General features: G+C 29.7%; 22 protein-coding genes and 1 tRNA gene. 13 read left to right on the top strand and 10 right to left on the bottom strand.

Annotated elements, in window-relative coordinates; translation table 11 throughout:
• Position 1: 1 nt before the first annotated feature.
• From ABMY20_RS08720 to ABMY20_RS08700, 5 genes are all read left to right on the top strand, one after another.
• Positions 2–796 (top strand): cation transporter, encoded by a 795-nt coding sequence (locus tag ABMY20_RS08720; RefSeq protein ID WP_253057082.1) that lies wholly within the window; start codon positions 2–4, stop codon positions 794–796.
• A gap of 316 nt (positions 797–1112) precedes the next feature.
• Positions 1113–1637, top strand: coding sequence for a TetR/AcrR family transcriptional regulator (locus tag ABMY20_RS08715; RefSeq protein ID WP_349265100.1), 525 nt, complete (start codon positions 1113–1115; stop codon positions 1635–1637).
• Positions 1638–1642: 5 nt separating this feature from the next.
• Positions 1643–2053: a nuclear transport factor 2 family protein gene (locus ABMY20_RS08710; RefSeq protein WP_047790170.1), complete on the top strand. Its 411-nt coding sequence runs from the start codon at positions 1643–1645 to the stop codon at positions 2051–2053.
• 210 nt (positions 2054–2263) lie between these two features.
• The gene (locus ABMY20_RS08705) at positions 2264–3184 is read left to right on the top strand and encodes a hypothetical protein (protein ID WP_349265099.1); all 921 of its coding nucleotides are present in this window, start codon (positions 2264–2266) and stop codon (positions 3182–3184) included.
• Between the two features lie 117 nt (positions 3185–3301).
• Positions 3302–3913: an aspartyl/asparaginyl beta-hydroxylase domain-containing protein gene (locus tag ABMY20_RS08700; protein WP_349265098.1), complete on the top strand. Its 612-nt coding sequence runs from the start codon at positions 3302–3304 to the stop codon at positions 3911–3913.
• 54 nt (positions 3914–3967) lie between these two features.
• On the opposite strand, the gene trxB is transcribed toward ABMY20_RS08700, so the two are convergent.
• Positions 3968–4906, bottom strand: coding sequence for a thioredoxin-disulfide reductase (gene trxB, locus ABMY20_RS08695; RefSeq protein WP_047790172.1), 939 nt, complete (start codon positions 4904–4906; stop codon positions 3968–3970).
• A 224-nt stretch (positions 4907–5130) separates the two neighbouring features.
• On the opposite strand from trxB, the gene ABMY20_RS08690 reads away from it, so the two are divergent.
• From ABMY20_RS08690 to ABMY20_RS08660, 7 genes are all read left to right on the top strand, one after another.
• Positions 5131–5205, top strand: a tRNA-Pro gene (locus tag ABMY20_RS08690).
• A gap of 116 nt (positions 5206–5321) precedes the next feature.
• The gene (locus ABMY20_RS08685; RefSeq protein ID WP_047790173.1) at positions 5322–6185 is read left to right on the top strand and encodes an AraC family transcriptional regulator; all 864 of its coding nucleotides are present in this window, start codon (positions 5322–5324) and stop codon (positions 6183–6185) included.
• A gap of 80 nt (positions 6186–6265) precedes the next feature.
• Complete coding sequence (locus tag ABMY20_RS08680; protein ID WP_349265097.1) at positions 6266–6901, top strand: class I SAM-dependent methyltransferase; 636 nt, start codon at positions 6266–6268, stop codon at positions 6899–6901.
• 3 nt (positions 6902–6904) lie between these two features.
• A complete protein-coding gene (locus ABMY20_RS08675) occupies positions 6905–7606 on the top strand; it encodes a DUF2490 domain-containing protein (protein ID WP_073184619.1) in 702 nt (233 codons plus the stop codon).
• A gap of 591 nt (positions 7607–8197) precedes the next feature.
• The gene (locus ABMY20_RS08670) at positions 8198–8914 is read left to right on the top strand and encodes an ATP-binding cassette domain-containing protein (RefSeq protein ID WP_047790177.1); all 717 of its coding nucleotides are present in this window, start codon (positions 8198–8200) and stop codon (positions 8912–8914) included.
• 2 nt (positions 8915–8916) lie between these two features.
• Positions 8917–10320, top strand: a complete 1404-nt coding sequence (locus ABMY20_RS08665) for a DUF3526 domain-containing protein (protein ID WP_349265096.1) — start codon at positions 8917–8919, stop codon at positions 10318–10320.
• Positions 10321–10322: 2 nt separating this feature from the next.
• Entirely contained in the window at positions 10323–11735 is a 1413-nt protein-coding gene (locus ABMY20_RS08660) for a DUF3526 domain-containing protein (protein ID WP_349265095.1), read from the top strand.
• 124 nt (positions 11736–11859) lie between these two features.
• Here ABMY20_RS08660 and ABMY20_RS08655 read toward each other — a convergent pair whose 3' ends face one another.
• The 5 genes from ABMY20_RS08655 to ABMY20_RS08635 form a co-directional block, all read right to left on the bottom strand.
• Entirely contained in the window at positions 11860–13107 is a 1248-nt protein-coding gene (locus tag ABMY20_RS08655) for a DUF4374 domain-containing protein (RefSeq protein WP_159495272.1), read from the bottom strand.
• Positions 13108–13155: 48 nt separating this feature from the next.
• Positions 13156–15519: a TonB-dependent receptor gene (locus tag ABMY20_RS08650; protein ID WP_349265094.1), complete on the bottom strand. Its 2364-nt coding sequence runs from the start codon at positions 15517–15519 to the stop codon at positions 13156–13158.
• 130 nt (positions 15520–15649) lie between these two features.
• Positions 15650–17221, bottom strand: coding sequence for a PepSY-associated TM helix domain-containing protein (locus tag ABMY20_RS08645; protein WP_349265093.1), 1572 nt, complete (start codon positions 17219–17221; stop codon positions 15650–15652).
• Between the two features lie 20 nt (positions 17222–17241).
• Positions 17242–17535 (bottom strand): hypothetical protein, encoded by a 294-nt coding sequence (locus tag ABMY20_RS08640; protein WP_073184632.1) that lies wholly within the window; start codon positions 17533–17535, stop codon positions 17242–17244.
• A 2-nt stretch (positions 17536–17537) separates the two neighbouring features.
• Positions 17538–17870 carry a hypothetical protein gene (locus ABMY20_RS08635; protein ID WP_239180025.1) on the bottom strand — a complete coding sequence of 111 codons (333 nt, stop codon included), beginning with the start codon at positions 17868–17870 and terminating at the stop codon, positions 17538–17540.
• A 182-nt stretch (positions 17871–18052) separates the two neighbouring features.
• On the opposite strand from ABMY20_RS08635, the gene ABMY20_RS08630 reads away from it, so the two are divergent.
• Positions 18053–19051, top strand: coding sequence for an AraC family transcriptional regulator (locus ABMY20_RS08630; protein ID WP_349265092.1), 999 nt, complete (start codon positions 18053–18055; stop codon positions 19049–19051).
• 99 nt (positions 19052–19150) lie between these two features.
• On the opposite strand, the gene ABMY20_RS08625 is transcribed toward ABMY20_RS08630, so the two are convergent.
• The 4 genes from ABMY20_RS08625 to ABMY20_RS08610 are packed head-to-tail and all read right to left on the bottom strand — an operon-like array spanning position 19151 to position 21492.
• Positions 19151–19537, bottom strand: a complete 387-nt coding sequence (locus ABMY20_RS08625) for a hypothetical protein (protein WP_047790198.1) — start codon at positions 19535–19537, stop codon at positions 19151–19153.
• A 10-nt stretch (positions 19538–19547) separates the two neighbouring features.
• A complete protein-coding gene (locus ABMY20_RS08620; RefSeq protein ID WP_047790199.1) occupies positions 19548–19967 on the bottom strand; it encodes a GreA/GreB family elongation factor in 420 nt (139 codons plus the stop codon).
• Positions 19968–19978: 11 nt separating this feature from the next.
• Entirely contained in the window at positions 19979–21280 is a 1302-nt protein-coding gene (locus ABMY20_RS08615; protein ID WP_047790200.1) for a Glu/Leu/Phe/Val dehydrogenase, read from the bottom strand.
• Positions 21281–21324: 44 nt separating this feature from the next.
• On the bottom strand, positions 21325–21492 hold the full coding sequence (locus tag ABMY20_RS08610; RefSeq protein ID WP_156167091.1) for a hypothetical protein: 168 nt from the start codon (positions 21490–21492) through the stop codon (positions 21325–21327).
• Positions 21493–21646: the final 154 nt, after the last annotated feature.

Raw genomic sequence — 21646 nt, 5'->3', positions numbered from 1 at the left:
AATGAACAAAACGATATTTGAAATCAGTAAGATGGATTGTCCTTCAGAGGAAAATCTAATCCGAATGAAACTGGACGGAATTCAAGAAATCAAAAATCTTGATTTTGACATTCCAAACCGAAAATTGACCGTTTTTCACGATGGTCATAACGACCAAATTGAAAAGTCAATTATCGAATTAAAATTAGGCGGAAAGAAAATCTCGACCGAAGAAACCAACGAAAAAGATTTTGTAGAAAACACCAACCAAAAAAAGCTACTTTGGATTGTACTGGCGATAAATTTTGTCTTTTTTATTATCGAAATGACAACAGGAATAATCTCAAAATCAATGGGACTTGTTGCCGACAGCCTGGATATGCTTGCCGACAGTTTCGTTTACGGAATTAGCTTGTTTGCAGTTGGCGGAACGTTGATTAAGAAAAAGCGGATTGCAAAACTTGCTGGATATTTTCAAATCACACTTGCGATTATTGGATTTGTGGAAGTTTTAAGAAGATTTTTCGGAGACGAGAAACTTCCCGATTTTTCGACAATGATTATCGTTTCGATTTTTGCACTTATCGCAAACGGAATTTGTCTTTACATTTTGCAAAAGTCAAAAAGCAAAGAAGAGGCACATATGAAAGCGAGTATGATTTTTACCTCGAATGACGTGATTATCAATTTAGGAGTTATAATCGCTGGACTTTTGGTAAATTGGTTAAGTTCGAGCAAACCTGATTTGATTATTGGAACCATTGTTTTTGTTTTAGTAATTCAAGGAGCTTTTCGAATTTTAAAACTAAGTAAGTAAAGACAAGGCTACATTGATAGAGTTTGATAGCTCTTTTTTATCTCCAAAAGTATCATATAAACTAGCCCTATTAATTCCTAAATGGTAAACCAAATCTTAAACAAAAGTTGCTGAATAGCCTTCGTTTCCAAAACAAACACATTGCTTTGGTTAATGCTTCTTCTTCATTAAATGATTTAACTCTTGGCATATAAAAAATGTGGAAGTATAAATAACTTCCACAGAATTAGTTTATTTATTAAACTAAAAATGTTAAAACTACGAACAGACTTGTCTGTTCTTAAAAATTCATATAACTTTGACAAAAATTAAGAATATGAGTAGCCCTAGAGAACGTATATTAGAAACTGTAGCGCATTTATTTCATCAACAAGGTTACAACAGCACGGGTATTAACCAAGTTATTAAAGAAGCTAAAGTAGCCAAAGCAAGTTTTTATCAGTACTTTAAATCAAAAGATGCTTTGTGTGTCGACTTCTTAAACAATAGACACGAATTTTGGTTTAAAGAACTATTTAAGTTTACTTCAAAAAGTAAAAATTCAAAAGACACAATACTCCTTTCTTTTGATTTTGTAGCTCATATGAATACAAAAGAGGATTTCAGGGGGTGTAGTTTTTTGAATATTCTATCAGAAATATCAAAAGAGCAAGAAACTATACTCCTAGTGATTCAATCTCATAAAAAAGAATTGAATAATTTTTTTCAGGAGTTAACAGATAACGAATTACTAGCTACCCATATTTACCTACTTTTTGAAAGTGCTATCATAGAAAGTCAACTCTTCAAATCAAATGAAATAGTATATAAATCAAAAAAAATAATACAAAACTTACTATAATTATTATGGAACAGAAACATCCACTCCCTCCTTTTACTCTTGAAACAGCTAAACAAAAAATTCAACTAGCAGAAGATGCTTGGAACTCTCAAAATCCTGAAAAAATTGCATTAGCTTACACTATAGATAGTGAATGGAGAAATAGAGACACTTTTGTAAATGGTAGAGAAGAAATTATTAACTTCCTGAGTAAAAAGTGGCAAAATGAGCTTAATTATAAACTAAAAAAAGAATATTGGGCTCACAGTGAAAATAGAATTGCTGTACGCTTTGAATATGAATATCAGAACAAAGAAGGCAAATGGTATAGAGCTTATGGTAATGAAAACTGGGAGTTTGACAATAACGGACAAATGAAAAAAAGATATGCCAGTATTAATGATCTTGAAATAGAGGAAACTGATAGGTATCTTTAATATCCTTAATTTTTTTAGCATAAAAATAACAGTGGCTCTGATAAATCATCAGAGTCACTTTTTGTATTTTTATAACTTGAATAAAAATTGGAAAAGTTAATTTTAAAAAACTCCTATTCCTAAATCTTACTCGCTGTATTTTGCTCCTAAAAATTAAAATAATAACAATATCTCATAAATTAAAACTACGCTTAAAAAATTAAACAGCTTATGAAATCTTTATTTTTAAAATATAAAATTGCTTACACTACACTTGCCTTAGCTCTATTACTTTTTTCCTCTTGTTCTAGTGACGATGAGACTCCTGATACTGGAAATGATGTTTATATTAGCATACCTGATAAACATTTTGAGGCAATATTAGTAGAACAAAAGTTAGATAGTGATGGTAGTATTAATCAAAAAATATCAATAGAAGATGCAAAAAAAATTACTCGTTTAAACTTAAACTTAGATGGTAGTTTTGGTGAAACGAGTGACTTAACTGGTATTGAAGCTTTTTCAAACTTAACGTATTTATCTGCTGCTGGACAAAAGATTAAAGCTATTAACCTAAGCTCTAACACAAAGTTAGATACCTTATATTTAAACGCAAACTACTTAACTACTATTGATCTTAGTAATAATCCTAATCTTCTTTTAGCAGATATTCATTCTAACGACCTTACGACTATTACAGGCTTGGAAAAAGCTGGTAAGCTTAAAATATTAAATTTATCTTTTAATAAATTAACTCATTTAAATATATCTAATAATTCTTTAGAAGAATTAACGGTAACTAACAATTTACTAACTTCATTTAAAACAGAAGACACCTCAAAATTAAAAAGTGTTGTATTAACAAGTAATAAAATTACTTCTATTAGTATTGATGACATTAGCCCTTTAGAAACATTTTTAGCTTCAGACAATCAAATAAATGCTATTAATATTCATTCATTTATCAATTTAAAACATCTGTACATCACTAGTAATTTACTTACTAATTTAGATGTTAGTTCTAATTTGAAACTTGAAGATTTAAGAGTAGACAGAAATCCTGATTTAACTTGTATTGAAATTAATGCAGACCAAGCAATACCAACTGTTTATAAATCTGATAGTCAAAAATTAAGTGACACTTGCTTATAAATTACAAATGGTTAAAATAAAAGAGGTAACTTTATAAAAATGTAACACTTAGGAACAAAATTCTACTTTTTTGTAGTTTTACAATATACTAACTCAAACTTTTATAAACATAGGTCTATGGAAACAGTTACTACTAGGACAAGTAATGCTTTTAGTGATCGTATTAAGCTACCTCTTAACTTTAATACCGCTAAAATGCTTGAAGAGGCTAAAGCTTTACAGCTAGATAATTTTGAATATTATGATGTAATTCCTTTACGGTCACCTGCACATTTAGTGGATACCTCATTACCTTTTCCGCCTCCTGCTGAAGATTATGCTGATGGTTCTTGGACAGATTGGCTAGATACTAATGCCTTAAAAAAGTCTCCGTATTTAACTAGTGTTATCGATTTTTTTAAAGAGAATACTACTGTTAATTTAGTTAGGTTACTTCGACTGGCTCCACACTCAACAGTTAAAGAACACACAGATCCTACCTTAGGTTTGGAGGTTGAAAAATCAGTAATACGACTTACTATTCCTATCTTAAATAATGAAAATGTAACTTTTTATTTGAATAACACTCCCGTGCTCATGAAACCTGGGGAATGCTGGTATATGCGACTTACCGATCCTCATAAAGTTATTAATAATGGTGATGAGGAACGCATAAACCTTACTATTGATATGATTCCTAATGATTGGATTCGACAGCTTATTCGTGAAAGCGAACAAAATTCTAAATAAAATAAAAAGGGTACGCTAATACGTACCCTTTTTTAATTTTATATACTTTATGTTTTATTCTAATGCTCCCAAGTAACGTTCAGCATCTAAAGCTGCCATACATCCTGTACCTGCGGCTGTTACAGCTTGACGATATTCTTTGTCTTGCACATCACCTGCAGCAAAAACTCCTGGTAAATTAGTTTTAGTAGATTTTCCTTTAGTAATTAAATAACCTGTTTCATCCATGTCTAAAACATCTTTAAACAATTCAGTATTTGGTTTGTGCCCAATTGCAATAAATACACCTGTTACTGGAATCTCCGTTTTTTCACCTGTTTCATTATTCACAGCACGAACTCCTTCAACAACATTCTCACCTAATACCTCATCAATTTCAGTGTTATACATAACAGTAATATTTTCTGTTTTGTTTACGCGGTGTTGCATTGCCTTTGAAGCACGCATATAATCTTTACGAACTAACATGGTAACTTTACTACAAATGTTAGCTAAATAGGTTGCTTCTTCTGCTGCGGTATCACCTGCTCCAACAACAACAACATCTTGTCCTTTATAAAAGAACCCATCACAAGTAGCACAAGCAGAAACTCCACCACCAATTAAACGTTGCTCACTTTCTAAACCTAAATATTTAGCAGTAGCTCCTGTAGAAATAATAACAGTTTGAGCTTCTATTTCTGTTGATTCATCGACAATTACTTTATGAATTCCTCCTTCTTCGTTAGAAAACTCTACTTTAGTTACCATTCCAAAACGTACATCTGTTCCAAAACGCTCTGCTTGACTTTTTAAATCTTCCATCATTGCTGTACCATCAGTACCTTTTGGATAACCTGGAAAATTATCAACTTCTGTAGTGGTTGTTAACTGTCCTCCCATTTGCATTCCTGTGTACATAACTGGTTTCATGTCTGCCCTTGCTGCATATATTGCTGCTGTGTAACCTGCTGGACCAGACCCAATAATCAAACATTTAATTTTTTCTGCCATTATCTTGAATTTTTTGAAGTTACAAATGTAATTTTTTTTTATTTCTAGTTATATCCTTTTAAATATATTTTAACTATTACCTTATAAGGTCAAATTATTTAATAATTGTTTCTTTTTTTTATTTGTAGTTCACTTTTTTTTTCTACATTTGCAGTCCCAATTAAAAACAGGGTGTAGCCTCTCGTTTTACTCGAGATAAACTACATTACGATTTTTACACTTTTCGGGGTGTAGCGTAGCCCGGTCATCGCGCCTGCTTTGGGAGCAGGAGGTCGCAGGTTCGAATCCTGCCACCCCGACTTAAAAGTCCTATGAATTATATAATTTATAGGACTTTTTTATTTTTTAGAATTACTTATTATTCCTTGCTCTTTTTCTACTTAAATTTGTATTACATTAGTTAGATTCTAACCTCATGAAAACCATCCCTGTAAGACATTTAAAAACTTCTCAAAAAGAACCTAACCTATCTGGTGATTTTATGATTAAAAATCTTCAGGAACTTCTTAATGGAAAAGATATGGTTCACGAGCTTCATAGACATGATTTTTTCTTCTTTTTAGTATTGAAAAAAGGCACTGGAAATCACGAAATAGATTTTGTTAATTATGATGTTACAGATCATACTATTTTTATAATCCGACCTGGTCAAGTGCACGAATTAGAACTAAGAAGTAATAGTGAGGGTTTTATGATTCAGTTTAATACTGATTTTTACTATCCTTTTAATAAAAGAATGAATTCTCTATTACAAAAAGTAAGCGCTTCAAATTATTATCAATTAGAGGAAGACCTTTTTTCAAAAATTAATTTTTTATTGACATCTATTTTTTCAGAATACAAGGATAAAACTGAAGCATATAAAGAAGTTATAAAATCTAATCTTCATATTTTTTTTATAGAATTACTGAGGCTAAGAAATACCAACAATAAAACTCCTAACACTAAAGATCTGTATATTCAAGAATCTCTTGATAAATTTTTACATTTATTAGAAACAAACATTACTAGTATAAAACAAGTTTCAAAATATGCTAGCATGTTAAATCTATCTAACTATCAATTAAACACTATAACAAAACAGACTTTAGGTAAAACAGCTTCAGAACTTATAAACGAGCAAATTATATTAGAATCCAAAAGATATCTTTTAGCATCTTCCAATCAAATAAACCAAATAGCATATCACTTAGGTTATGATGATGTTTCTTATTTTATTAGATTTTTTAAAAAACATACAGGTTATTCTCCTGATGCATATAGAAAAAAACTAAAATAAGTACAATACTACTTTACATTTATCCTATCATAAAATTTTAAACTCACTATACTTTTACATCATATAATTTAAATCAAAATATGATGAAAAAAAGCGATATAAAATATACAGCATTTTGGGATGAAAGGTATCAAAACTTAGATTTTGCTTATGGTAAAAAGCCTAACTTATTTTTTAAAGAAGAACTTCAAAAATTAAAAACAGGAACTATTTTACTGCCTGCTGATGGAGAAGGTAGAAATGGTGTATATGCTTCCAAATTAGGATGGAATGTTACTGCAACCGATTTAAGTATTGAAGGAAAGAATAAGGCTCAAAAATTAGCCAACGAATCAGGTGTGCCTCTAAAATATATTGTAGGCGATATACAAGATCTTGAATTTCCAAGAGAGTCTTTTGATGTTATTGGTTTAATTTACGCACATTTTTCTGCTTGGAAAATTTCTAGTATTCATCAAAAATTGACTACACTTCTTAAACCTAATGGGCATATAATTTTTGAAGCTTTTAGTAAAAATCATCTAAATTATCAGAAAAACAATCCTAAAATAGGTGGTCCAAAAGATGTAGATATGCTTTTTTCTGTAGAACAAATACAACAAGATTTTACTGGTTTTGAAATTCAATTTTTAGAAGAAAAAGAAGTCTTTTTGAATGAAGGAAATTCTCACAACGGTAAAGGAAGTGTGATTCGTTTTATAGGTAAAAAACTCTAGACAATGATGAAAAAATTACTAGCTACAGTATTTTTATTTGTAATTTTTAAGAGTTATGCCCAAAAAGTCGACCAGTTTAATTCATGGTGGTATTATTCTGGTAAGTATCAATTAACTAAAAAGTTTAATATTGAAACGTTATACTCTTGGAGTAGACATAATTTTGTTAAGGATTGGCAGCAATCAAAGTTAAGGATTGGCACAAGTTATGACTACTTAAAAAATCTAAGTTTTGGTGCTGGATATGAATGGGTAGTGCTCTTTCCTTATGGAGCACATCCCGTTCCTACAAAAAGAACTGAACATCGTATTTATGAGTACTTCACCGTAAAAAATAAAATTAAAAAAGTTTCCGTCAATTATGGAATGCTACTAGAACAGCGTATTATGGAAGACAAAACAAGACATAGATTACGATTAATATTTGGTGCAAAAACACCAATCATACGATCTAAAGAGGGTAAAACAATAATAGGCTTGTCATTCTCTAATCAAGTATTTTTAGATGTTGATAGATATGCAAATAATAAAAATTTTAGTCAAAATAGAATTTATGGAGCTTTCGATATTCCCCTAGATGCTTCTTTTACATTAAGTTTAGGATACATGAATCAATACATAATTATAAAAGAAAACCGTATTGAAAACGACCATACTTTAATGATTAAACTTTCTCACAAAATTGATTTTAGAAAAAAACTCTAACATATTCTCTTATAATATAAATTATTATCTCTTAAATATCTCTTTTTAATGTTTTTTGAGATTGTTTTTTTTAACTAAGCAATACATACTTATATATAAAGATTTTATTATTTTAGTCATTAAAATAACACATAGCTTGAAACGCTTTAAAGCACATATTGCCCTTATTTTCTTAACAGTCTTTATTAGTGTTAAGCTGGTTGGATTACATGCTCTTACTCATGAAGATAGTACAGTGGAGGATTGTAGCAGTTGTGAATACGTTATAGTAGGTAATAAAACTCCTATTATTTACCTTCAAACAATCACTATAAATTTCACTGCTGTAAATAAACCTATTTTTAATAGTGTTTTTTTCAAAATTACTATATACTTCAAAGACTTTATAAACTATTCTCTTTTTTCCAGACCCCCTCCTATTTATTAGTTCTTTATTAAAATACAGAATTAAACACTGGTAGTTTATCTTAAAATAAGATACTAAAAAACAAAACATTACTACATAATTAATATTTCTATTTTTTAGAGTTTATTAATTACTGTAGTAGTACTAGATATTAATAGAATTAGTTACTTAAAACTTACATATACATGATACAAACAAACAAGCTGACAAAAAAATATGGTGATTTTATTGCTGTAAATAATTTAGACTTACAGGTTAATGAAGGTGAAATCTTATGTTTACTTGGTGCCAACGGTGCTGGTAAATCTACAACAATTAACATGTTATTAAACTTTATTAATCCTACATCTGGAATTGCAAAAATTAATGGTTTGGAGGTTACTAAACATCCAATCAAAACTAAAAATTTCATTACTTATATTCCAGAAAATCTAATGCTATATGCTTCATTATCTGCTATAGAAAATTTAGATTATTTTTTAAAACTCTCTGGAAAAAAAATTGACAAGCCTGAACTTAGTTTATTTTTAGAAGAAGCAGGTTTACAAAAAGAAGCTCATAATAAATATGTCAATACATTTTCTAAAGGAATGCGACAAAAAGTTGGAATTGCTTTAGCAATTGCTAAAGAATCTAAAGTTCTACTTTTAGATGAACCTACATCGGGTTTAGATCCTAAATCTAGTAATGAATTCTCTGATCTTTTATTAAAAATGAAATCTGAAGGAGTTGCTATTTTAATGGCTACTCATGATTTGTTTCGTGCAAAAGATATTGCTACTCACATAAGCATTATGCGTAATGGCACACTACAAAGTACTAAAGCTTCTGATGAAATAACATTATCAGAGTTAGAGAAATTGTACTTAGATATTATGAATTTTAAAAATGTAACAGCTTAATTATGAAAACTATTATTTGTAAAGAACTTACTGAACTACGGAGAGATGGACGCTTTGGGTTTTCTATAATCATAATACTTATACTCCTTTTAATTGCTGGTATTACTAGTTATAATCAATTTAAAACTATAAATAAACAATATAGTATTTCTAAAGAAAAGGAAAGGAGTATGTGGGATACACAAGGAGATAAAAATCCTCACTCTGCTGCTCATTACGGCACATATGCTTTTAAACCTAAGTTTGCTTTATCATTATTTGATAATGGTGTGAATAAATATACAGGAAACTCTATTTTCTTAGAAGCTCATAAAAGAAATGAAGCTGCTTATAGTGAAGCTTCGGATCAAACAGAACTAGCAAGGTTTGGTACATTATCTCTCAACTTTGTACTGTTGTATTTGATTCCTCTGCTTATATTATTAATGGGCTACAATACTTTTACTAAAGAAAAAGAATTAGATACACTACGTTTGTTAAAAAGTCAAGGTGTTTCACCTGTAAAACTAGCTTTAGGTAAATGGTTTTCTATCTTTATTCCAGTTTTCATATTAAATACAATAGTTTTTCTTGTTGTTGGCATATTCCTTTCTTCCAACAGTTTTACAGGTCTTTTTAGTTGGAACAATTTAAGTCTACTTTATACCTCTTACTTAGTTTATTATATGATTATTGTTACCATAACTATACTTATATCATCAATTAGTAAATCTTCAGGAATTTCTTTAGTTGTAAATATGTCTTTATGGATCCTGTTTTGCTTCATTACACCGAAAATAGCTACCAACTTAGCAAACGACTTTCATCCTTACCCAACGAAACAACAATTTCAAGCTAGCATTAAACAAGATAAAGAAAAAGGACTAGATGGTCATAATCCATGGAGTAAAGAGGCTCAAATTTTAAAAGAAAAAACATTAAAAGAGTACGGTGTAGATAATATTCAGCAACTGCCTTTTAATTACGATGCTTACAGAATGCAAAAAGGAGAAGAACATGAAGCTAGAGTTTACAAAAAACATTATGGTTTTTTAAAAGAGGTTTTTGAAAATCAAAACACTACTTATCAAAAACTAGCCGTAATTTCTCCTTTTATACCTATTAGAATTCTTTCTATGGATATTGCCAATACTGGTTATATAGCGCATTGGAACTTTACCGATGCAGCCGAAAGTTATAGGGTTAATACTCAGAAGTTTTTAAATGATGATTTCAAAAACAATTCAAAAACAGGAGACTGGAGCTACAAAACCGAAGCTGATAAGTTTTCAAAACTACCCGAATTTAAATATCATACTCCAAATTTATCTACTATCATTACCTGGAACTTTAAGAACTTTTTTATTCTTTTTATTTGGTTGCTTGTACCTTTTTATTTACTAATTACTTTCTCTAAAAAATTATAATTATGTTTTTCCAAACCATAAATTACGAATTGAAAATTTTATTTAGAAATGGATGGATTACACTTTTAACTGTAATACTTCTTTCTATTATAGGTTTTGCTACATATAATGGACAAAAAAAAGTAAAACAACGTACCGACGATATTATTAAAGTAAAACAAAACTTGGTAGAGAGTGATACTAAAATGCTAAAAAACATTCTTGATATTGAAAACGGTATAGACACAGGACTCCCTTATTGGATGCTCCCTAACAATCCTTCAACTGTTGGTACAAGACACCCTAGGGTTGTTGCTATGGATGCTCAACCTCTATCTTTTATTGCTACAGGTCAAAGTGATTTATACACTCATTTTATGAAGCCAAGCATATTTGGCAATAATTTTGCACTAGATTATACAGAAATTGCTAACCCTGTCCAATTATTGTTTGGTACGTTTGATATTTCTTTTGTATTTATTTTCATACTACCATTATTAATCATTGCATTTACCTATAATATTTTATCCCGAGAAAAAGAACTAGGTACATTAAGGCTTATCGGATCTCAACCTTTAACAATTAGAAAGTGGTTGATTCAAAAATTAGGTTTTCGTTTTATTTTATTTGCTAGTATTTCTTTAGTTGTTTTTTTAGTTTGTATTTTAATTTTTACAAAAAATGCTCTTTTAAACTTTTCTCAATTATTTGCTACTATTATGTTATTAATTGCTTACGAAGCTTTTTGGTTTTCGCTAGCAGGTATTGTTAATTTAAAGATCAATAATTCTTCTAAAAATGCTTTATCTCTTATTGGTCTGTGGTTACTAATTGTTTTAGTTATTCCTGCAACTGCTAATCAAATTAGTACCTCTATATACCCTACACCTTCTCGCTTAAATATGATTAATGAGATTAGAGAAGCAAATAGAGAAATTGAGAAAAAACAAGATGAAATTTTAGATGGGTATTTACGAGATCATCCTGAGTTAGCTAATAAAGAAAATAAAAATTTTACTTTCTGGCATCGTTATTTTGCCTCACAAGATTTACTTGAACAACAACTTTCTCCTTTATTATTAAACTATAATAAGGCTTTAAAAAAACAACAACAGGTTGTTGATTATTTTAAATATACATCTCCAGCTATTCTCATGCAAGAAGCTTTAAATAAAATTGCTGGAACCTCAGCTAACGATTACGAAAATTATAAACAACAAGTAGTATCTTTCTCCAATAAATGGAGAGACCACATTGTTCCGCTTTTATTTAAAAACAAAAAATACACAATAGAAACCTATGAGAGTCGTCCTACTTTTATATTTAAACCTTTAGAACAGAAAACAACAAAAAACTTAATAGCTATTTTAATGTTGACTTCTGTAGTGATACTCACTGGTTTTCTTATTAAGAAAAAAACATCTTATTTTAGTTAGTCTTTTACCTTCCTAAAAAAGGGTATAGACTTCATTAGTATAAAAATTAAAAAACCTTGGAAAGTGCCAAGGTTTTTTTGGATAAACTAAATATTTTAATAATACTCCTATAATAAAAACAATATTAATTTGCAGGATCTAATTTATTAATTGCTGTAATCGTTCCTCCTTCTACTTCGATTCCCTGTGTAGCTTTTGCTGTTCTAGCATCTATATTGTAAACATAGCTCCCGTTTTTTGTTGTTATACCAATATAAACTATTCCTTCAGCTTTAGACACATAATGCCCTTTTGATGCAATACTTTCTATTTCTTCTTTTGTAGGAAGCCCAGTTACATCTGTTAACGTTTTTGCATATACATCTACAATAGCCAAATCTTTTCCAGAACTATATGTCCCTTTTGAAGCTGTATCGTGCAAGTTTACTAAAAATTTACCATTTCCTAAATATAAATGAGAAGTAACATATCTATTACCTGAAGCTTCTTCAATGTTATAATAAAAAGCTTGGTCAAATGCTGTTTCTCCTTTTTTTATTCTTGTTATTGCTGATGGTTTTGTAGATGTTATTTCTCCATTAGTTGTTGCTACAGAAGAAGAAAAAGCATATGTATCTCCTTTTTCATCTACAGACAAACCATTGTTAAAATAACGTCCAATATGACTAGTTCTATCGTCATGAATCGTTTTTACATACTCCATTTCTGGATAAGAATACACTGCAATATTGGCTTCGTTAGGGTAGTTCGTTCCAAATCTATCTGTAGAATTTCCTTTAATTGTAAAATAAGGCAAATACACATAATCACCGACTTGAGTTATCCAAGTAAAGAAAGCTAACTCACCATTTTCCTTATTTGCTAAGTCCTTAGTATTAATTTGTCCTTCGGCTACAAATTGTGATGTTCTGGTATCAAGACGGTACCAAGAAGCTATAGGGGAGTCAGAACTTCTTGATATTTTTATTAATAGTAAATCGTCTTTAACTGGCGCAAACGCTTGTACAGTTTCTGATTGGAAGTTAGATAACTTTTCTAATGCTCCTTTATCGTCTAACTGATAGGTTGTAACAGCTCCTGGGTTTCCTTGTCCGTATAATAAACTAAAAAACTTATTATTACTAGTTACATAATAACGATATGTTCCATCTTGCTCAATACCGTTTCCTACTGTGCTAATTTTTCCTTGGGTTAAATTATCTGTTGTAAGTATATAATCTGCAACTCCTTCTGATGCTTTTGGTGTCGCAGTTATTAAGTATTTTGCTCCTTTTTGAGGTGTTTCTCCCTGTTTTGGAGTATTATCATCACTACATGACGTAAAAATTGCCGCTGCAATAAATAAAGCTGAATAAAGGTTTTTGTACTTCATTTGTTTTAATTTATAATTGTTATTTAATTATCTTCTATATATGTGTTCTTAAAAAAAAGTGTATTTAATTTTTCCTGTAAAATTTCTACTAGGTTTTTGTAAACTAAAATTGTCATAAAGCTCAGCATTTAACAAGTTTCTACATTCTAAAGTAAATTGTAGTTTCTTGTTTAATGAGTATGTAAAACTTATATCATGTGATATTTGTTGAGGAATTTCAAGTTTATTACTTCCTAAACTTGGCCAGTACAAATAAAAATCATGAACAAATAACAAGTTATAGACTACATTTAATTTGTCTTCTTTATTCCATAGATTAGAAAAAGTGTAGCTCACATCAGCATTTCCAAATAAATAAGGCTCGTTAGGAACTCGATCTTTGTAAACAACACTAACTTCTGTTTGATTATCTTCATATTTTGTGTTATTTCTTAAGTTTTGATAAGTTATGTTTGCTCCTAGTGAGACTTGATTATTAAAGTTATATCTTGCCTCTGCTTCTACACCAAGGTTGGTTACACTCGCTAAATTATCCATAACTTGCCTACTTTGATTTTTATTAAGTGTAGGTCTAATGAAATCTTTTGCATCTCTATAAAAACCATTTGCATTAAAATTAAAAGAGTGATTACTGCTTGTATGCTTCCAAAGGCTAACTCCTAAATTATAATTATTACTACTTTCTGGTTTTAGACTTAAGTTTCCTTCTAAATTAATTACATCTCCATAAAGTTCATTTGCTTCTGGTAAACGATAACTTTTTTCATAAGAAGCTTTTAATTGTATATCATCGTTTACAAAATATGTTGCAGCAAGCCCATACCCTGTATGATTAAACTTATTAACTTGATTTCTATACGCTACATCTCCGTAGTTTCCACTAGGATTATATGCCTCTGCAAACTTATTTCGTTGATAGTATTTTTTTATAAAAGCTGAAGTATTCCAGTTTGAACTTTTAAAATCATAGCCTAAACCCATCACATTTTTCATAACTTTTTTGGGGTGTTCGTAAATTTCGTTACCTGGATTTAACTCATTATGCCCTACTCTATCAAACGTATTAAGAGTATTACTAAATGTAATTTTATGCTTATCATTCAACTTATAGTTTAAGCTTGTTGTTGTAATACCTGCGTTATTTTTGTATTTATATAAAGAATACGAACGCTCTCCTCCAGGGCCATCATATTCTTTAAAATCTCCAAACCAATTGTAACGCCTATGTAACGTATCAATATTTTTTTCTTCTCCCAAGTTGATATTAGCGGTTAACTTAAAATCTAAGTTTTTAAATATAAAGTCGTTCTTTTTATACTTTACACTAGGCATTATAATATTACCTTTTGTATGCCAAGCACCAAACACGCTTACCATTCTTGCTCCTGTTTGAATTTCTCTATAACTCTGGCCTAGGGTTATACCAAATAATAATTGATCTGCGAACTCAGTATTTACAAAACCTACATTAAAAATGGCTACTTCGTTATGGTAAGTATCATTAAAACGTTTTACTCTTTGGTTGGGAAAATATTCTCCGGTGTTTAAATCAGATACATCAACGTTTACTTTATAATTGTTATCAGAATAGTTTTGAAAAGCATTTAATTGCGCAGTAAACCCAGATTTTGCTACATAAACAGCATTTACATGTGATCTATGAGTATTAAACGAACCAAAAGAATACGAAGCTTCTAAATGACTTTTTTTATGCTGTTGTGTTATAATGTTTACAGCTCCTCCCAATGCATCTGCTCCTAAACCTATAGGTACTACTCCTTTATATATTTCTATGCGTTCTGCTAAACTTATTGGAATGTTATTAATTTGTAGAGATGAACCAAAATTATCCATGGGTAATCCATCAATAAAAAATCGAACTTGATTTCCTCTAAAACCGTTAAGTGAAAAATTCATTCGAGAACCAACTCCTCCACTTTCTCTAATGCGTACTCCTGCTACTCTATCTAACGCATGTCCTAAATCTAAAGAGGTATGATGTAACTGCTTAGCATCAACAACACCTACATTATATGCTTTTTCTTTTACTTTTTTTACGATACTTTTTCCTGTTACAAGTACCTCATCTAACTCTACTGATGATTCTTCTAATTGTATTGATAATACTAGCTCTTCTCCCTCTTCTATCTTAAAAAATAGTTCCTTAGTTTTAAAGCCTACAAAAGAAACTTTAAGTACATATTTTCCTTTAAGCTTACCTTTAAAAAGAAAATGACCATTTATATCAGTTGAAACTCCTTTATTCGTGTCTTTTATAATAACTGTTGCTCCAGGAATTGGTTTTTTCCACGCATCTACTACTGTTCCGGATAATTTAGATTGTGTATATCCTACGAATAAAAATAGAAGGTTAATCGTTATAAAACTTATTGATTTCTTAAATATATTCACTTTGTTTTTATTTAGACTTAATTGAAATTAAAAACAAAATTACTCCTATAAAACTGTAAGCTTTATACGCTAAACGGATAATTAGCTACGCTAAACGGAGTAAATAATACTGATTATTAAGATGATTCTTTTAAAGCTTTTTATTTCTTTTTATTTTGAAGAAAATACTAAATGATGTTATTGAAAGTAGCAACCAAAAAGCATCTACCACAAAAATTTGTGAATATCCTTTTTGCCAAGAAATCCATAGCCAATTGCCTGTAATAGCACCATTTGAGATAGGTACTAGAAATCCTAAAATACTTCCTAATAAAAGTGATATTTTATTGGTAAAGTAATTGTCTTTTTTTACGATAAAAAGTGAGCTTAGTATAAGCCATCCCCAGAAAAATATCTGATAAATAAATACTTTTCTATTGTCTCCATTGCTGTCTGAAAAACACTTAACGGTAATAAAAACAAGAGCAGTTATTGGATATAAGCTTAAACATATAGCCATATAAATATTTACTAGCCAACTATTGAATTTACGTTTGTAATTAGGTACGCTTTTTTTATCTCTTGCAACTAACCAAATAAGTACACCAGATATGATTACAAAACAGGTAATAAAACCCAAAACCAAGTAAATTAATTTCATTCCATAACCACCAAAATCTCCAAAGTGTAATCTTTTTAAAAGATTTGTAGCTCCTTCTACATATGATAAGCTATTTTTTGAATCTTTTGTTTGCACTATATATCCATCTGAAGCTTTGAATGTGATTGACCCTGAACTTAAAAAGTTATCCTTATACTTTGGGTATCCTCCTACTTTTACATGCATATTTGCATCTCCATAATTAAATATTTCGACACTATTTAATTGTAAGCTTGGGTATTCTTTTTTTGTTTTAACTAAAAAATCATTAATAGAAATAGTTTTTTCTAATTCTACTGCTTTGTACTCATAATTTATATCTTTTTCGTAATTCAATGCTTCTGTTAAAGCTTTAGAATTATCATTAAAAATATAGTTTTGCACAGGTGCTAGCATTACCATATAACCAATAATTAGGTATGCGCCTGTAACAGCAAATATAAACTGATATGGTAGTCCTATTACACCCAGTGCAACATGCGCATCTGTCCAAATAGTTTTCCATTTCGTTTTTGGTCGAAATTGGTAAAAATTAGGTACTATTTTTTTCCAGTGAACGATAATTCCTGTTATAATTGCAAACAAAAAGAAAAAAGCTATTAAACCAGCAAAAACATACCCAGATCGTCCATAAAAATTTAATTGTGCAAAAAAATGTAGCCTGTAAAAAAATTCTCCTAAAGAATAGTTTTGGTTATAATTTGCTTTTTTAAAGGTTTTTAAATTTGTATAAAAAAAAGCTCTTTTAGGCTCTTTTTTTGGTGCCAATGTATCTTTAGACTGCCCCATTCTGGTGATTACATTTTGTCCTTCTATATTTCTATAAAAAGAAATGTCTCTACCTTTTAGGTAATACTCTTCTCCTAAATTATTTAATAAAGCATCAAAATCTCCTTCTAAAAAAAAGTTTTTTTCAACGGGCTCATTTCTTTCCCAAGCTATTATTTCATCTCTTAAAAAAGAAATAGATCCTGTAAAAAAAATTACATATAATGCTGCACTTATAACAATACCACTAATGGTATGTGTATGAAACATTATATTATATACTCTCTTAGCCATAATGGTATTTTAATATTTTATTATAATTGATTTGGATTATTTAAGTAAATGACTATAATAAATAGAAGACTAACAAGGGTATAAAGTGCCCATATTTTCCATGCACTTTTGGCTAAAAAGGCTAAAATCATTAAAACCGCCCACATAATAAATCCAAAAAAACGTAGTGTCATTATTACATTTGGTATGTTTAAAAAAGTCATTAACATGATGTGAAAGGTTTCTGTTACAACATATCCTCCTACAAAACCAGCACTTATTTTTGCAATACGCTGGATAGGTGAACTTGTCAAATATTTTTTATTTGCTGGCATAATTATTTAAGATAAACTTCAAGTAATAGTGATAAAATCATCATAACAACTAATATTGAGAATTTTAAAAAGCGTAAAGGTTCAATTAAAACAACTAAACTTGACACTAACATTAATAGAGTTAAATATGAAAATATTCCTGCGCCAAAACCTAAATATAAAATCGCGCTAGTTAAACCAATAATTAACAAGACTACACCTATATACTTTCCTTTTATTTTATTCTCATTAATCCATTTTTGAAGAGGTAAATAAAATGTTAAATCTGCTCTATTTGAAGTACTGTATAAAAAATAAAAACCTATGAGAGCTAAACAGCCTATAATTGTTAACATGCTATTTTTTTTATAAGTTATAACTAAAATCGATTTTGTCATTTTTTATGTTAAAACTAATTTTACTTATTAAGACTAAATAAAAATAAATTATTTTTGTCTTCTGCAAAACTAATTTTTATTCGAAAATCGGGGGATACGTTAAACGGATAAAAAACATACGTTAAACGGAATAAGAAAGCATGAAGGTTACCATATATAATAATGAAGAAGCTATTTTTGATAAGCTATCTAATATTAAAAATATAAATGATAATTTTTACAAAACCTTAGTAACTAACTTTAATGAAGATAATTTTAAAGGTTGGTATAAGGAGCATGTATTTGAAAACTTCAAAATAGGTTTTGGCTCCATAAAAACTATAAAAGGCTATAAAATATCTTTTAATATTAAAGGAGAAAGTATAGAAATGTTATTTAACTTAAAAGGGAAGTTTACTATACATATACCTGAAATAGAAAGTAAGTATTTTTTTAACTCTAACTCACATAATATTAACTTTTATAGCAATACAAAAGGCTTTTTAGAGTGTGAATCTTCAGAATCTTTTATTGTACGCCTTAACTTATCTCCTTTATTCTTCATTCAGTATTTACCCGATGATATTAGGTTTGATGATTTTAAAAAAATCATTAGTGATAAAAAATTTGGTAAACTTAATTCAGAAAACTGCTTAATAAATTCAAGAATGCATTTTTTGATAAAAGAAGTTATTGCCTCTGAATGGGATAATCATTTTCGAAAAATACATATTACCTCTAAAATATTAGATCTTCTTTTATTACAACTTTATCAGTTTAAACCTAGTACTCCTAAAAAAAACACAACAAAGCTAACTACTACTGAAGCTAATAAAATTGAAAGGGTTTATGAATATATACTTAATAATTATACATCTCCGCTAACCTTATCTTTGTTATGTAAAGAAATTGGCACCAATGAATATGCCTTAAAAAAAGGGTTTAAAACCACATTTGGTATTACCGTATTTAAATTTATTGCTAATTTAAGAATGAATAAGGCTAAAGAACTTTTATTAAAAGGCCATACCGTAAATGAGGTTTCTGAAAAGGTAAGTTATAAAAACCCACAACACTTTTCTACTGCCTTTAAAAAGAAGTTTGGTACTTCTCCTAGTAAATTTTTAAGTGAACTAAGTTTTTATGATATAAAAAATTAATAAGTACTTCTTTTTTAAAACAAAAAAACCTTGGAACTACATGATTCCAAGGTTTTACAACTAACTCTACAAATCTAACATACTTGCTTAACAAGAATGCTATTCTTTTAATAAGACTTCATCAAAAAATTTGTCTTTAAGTTTTTGATAAGCTTCTAAATTATTTTGATAATTCTCACGTAACCTATCGTACTCTTCTAAATAAGCCATATCGCACTGTATATCGTCACATTCTGCTACATTTACATAGGTATTTGAATATGATAAAACAGTTTTATAAAGCTCATTATTTACTTTTTTTCTCTTAGAAAAGAGTTCTAGTATTTCTTTAGAAATAGTTTTATTGACTAAAGAGTATTCATGCAAGCTTAAAAGGTTCTCAATCTCTTTATTAATATACTGTAACTGATCTACCCATCCTTTTAATTCTACATGGTTGTATTTATGTACTACATCTATATCGCTACCGTGATTATTAAGTGTCATTTTTTTATCTTTAAATTAAGGTACTGAAACTTTCGTTCTTTTTTTCTTGAACTACTTTTAAAATTTTAACTTCTTTCTTCCCTCCTGGTAAATCCCAATGAACTACATCATTTAGAGCATAACCAAATAAAGCTATACCTATTGGCGTTAAAATAGAAACCTTGTTGGTTTTCAAATCCTTTTCAGTTGGTCTTACAATCTGAATAGTTTTTTCCCAAACATCTCCAGAAGCTATAGTCACAACAGTATTTAAGCGTATGACATCATCAAACATTTGTTCTTCATCTAAAATTTTTGCTGTTTTTAACTCCTCAGCAAACTTGCCTAATGATGTTTGTACTTTACTTTCTTCAGTATGCGCTGAAACATTAAGTAAACTCTTAATGTATACATACTCTTTTTTCTCTAAAACTAAACTTCCGTGTTTCATTTTACTCCTTTTTATGGAAAAATACCTCGTTGAACATACGCTTTTTCAATACGTTGTATCGCTATACAGTAAGCTGCTTTTCGCATATCAACACCTTCTAACTTAGCATAATCTGAAACTCTAGTATAGGAGTCTTTTAGCTTCTTGTCTAATCGCGTAATTACTTCTTCCATATTCCACAACTCTCCGTTACGGTTTTGAAGCCACTCGAAATAACTAGTGATTACTCCTCCTGAATTACATAGTATATCAGGTATAATTGTTACTCCTTTTTCTAAAAGAATTTTTTCTCCTTCAACATTTATAGGTCCGTTTGCTCCTTCAGCTATTAAATTAGCTTTGATTAAGTGTGCATTATCTTCAGTTATCTGATTACCCAATGCTGCTGGTATACAAATATCACAGTCAGTAGCAAAAAAATCTTCCTTCTCTATTGCTATTGATTCTGGGTACTCTACCAAACTTCCATTATTAGCTTTTGTATAATTGAAAAGGTCATCTACTTTAATTCCGTTCGTATTTTGAATACTTCCATAAGCATCTTGAACCCCTATCATTTTTGCTCCTTCTTGTTCTAAAAAGTAAGCCGCCCAATACCCAACGTTTCCAAACCCTTGAACAATAAAAGTTTTTCCTTCTAAAGTTTGGTTATTTTCTTCTACCCAAAACTTGATGGTTAAGAAAACTCCATAACCTGTAGCTCTATCTCTCCCTTCAAGACCTCCACTACCTATTGGCTTTCCAGTAACTACATGTTGATTCATTGAGCGTTCTGCTGGTGCTTTGGTGCTCATATACGTATCAGCCATCCACGCCATAGTTTGGGCGTTTGTATTAACATCTGGAGCAGGAATATCATGCTCTGGTCCAATATTATCTCCTAATGCAAACGTAAAACGTCTGGTAATACGCTCTAATTCATCTTTTGAATATTTTGCTGGGTCTATTTGAATTCCTCCTTTACCTCCACCGTATGGTAAGCCAGCAAGAGATGTTTTCCATGTCATCCACATAGCTAATGCTCTGGCTGCATCAATATCTACCGTTGGATGGTAACGTAAACCTCCTTTATATGGTCCCAAAGCATTGTTATGCTGTACACGATATCCTTGAAAAATTTCAACGTCTCCATTATCCATCTTTACAGGAAAATTAACAATAATTTCGTTATTCGTAATGCTTAATATTTTACGAATATTAGGGTGTAAACCAATTTGATCAGACGCACTATTAAATTGCTCTAGTACATTATCAACCATCCCTCTAGCATTCTTTCGCTTCACTGGTTTTTTTAATTCCTTAGTTAAAGTCATCTCACTTATGTTTGAATTTATGTTGCTTTTAATTTTTTCTGTTTTTATACAGCTTGCATTTCTTTTTCTATAATGACTGCCTGTTTTTTTTCTTTTTTTACATCTACCTCATTATACTCACTACACGACCATACCTTTTCTTTAAATTTGGTTAACACACATATATTTATCTCTGTACATGATGGACAAATATTAAAAGGGTTAGCATTCATAAATTATATTTATTTTATTCTCTCTCTTAAAAGCAAATGATATACCGTTAATGATGCCAAAAAAAAGAAAAACTCCCAACCCCTTGCAAACAAGAGGCTCTGGAAGTTTTTATAAATTTTTACTTAAAATAAAAACGGGTAATTTCTCCTCAAG

The sequence above is a fragment of the Tenacibaculum sp. SSH1-16 genome (assembly GCF_040104435.1).
Classification (GTDB): domain Bacteria; phylum Bacteroidota; class Bacteroidia; order Flavobacteriales; family Flavobacteriaceae; genus Polaribacter; species Polaribacter mesophilus.
This window is presented reverse-complemented; position numbering and strand designations above follow the sequence as displayed.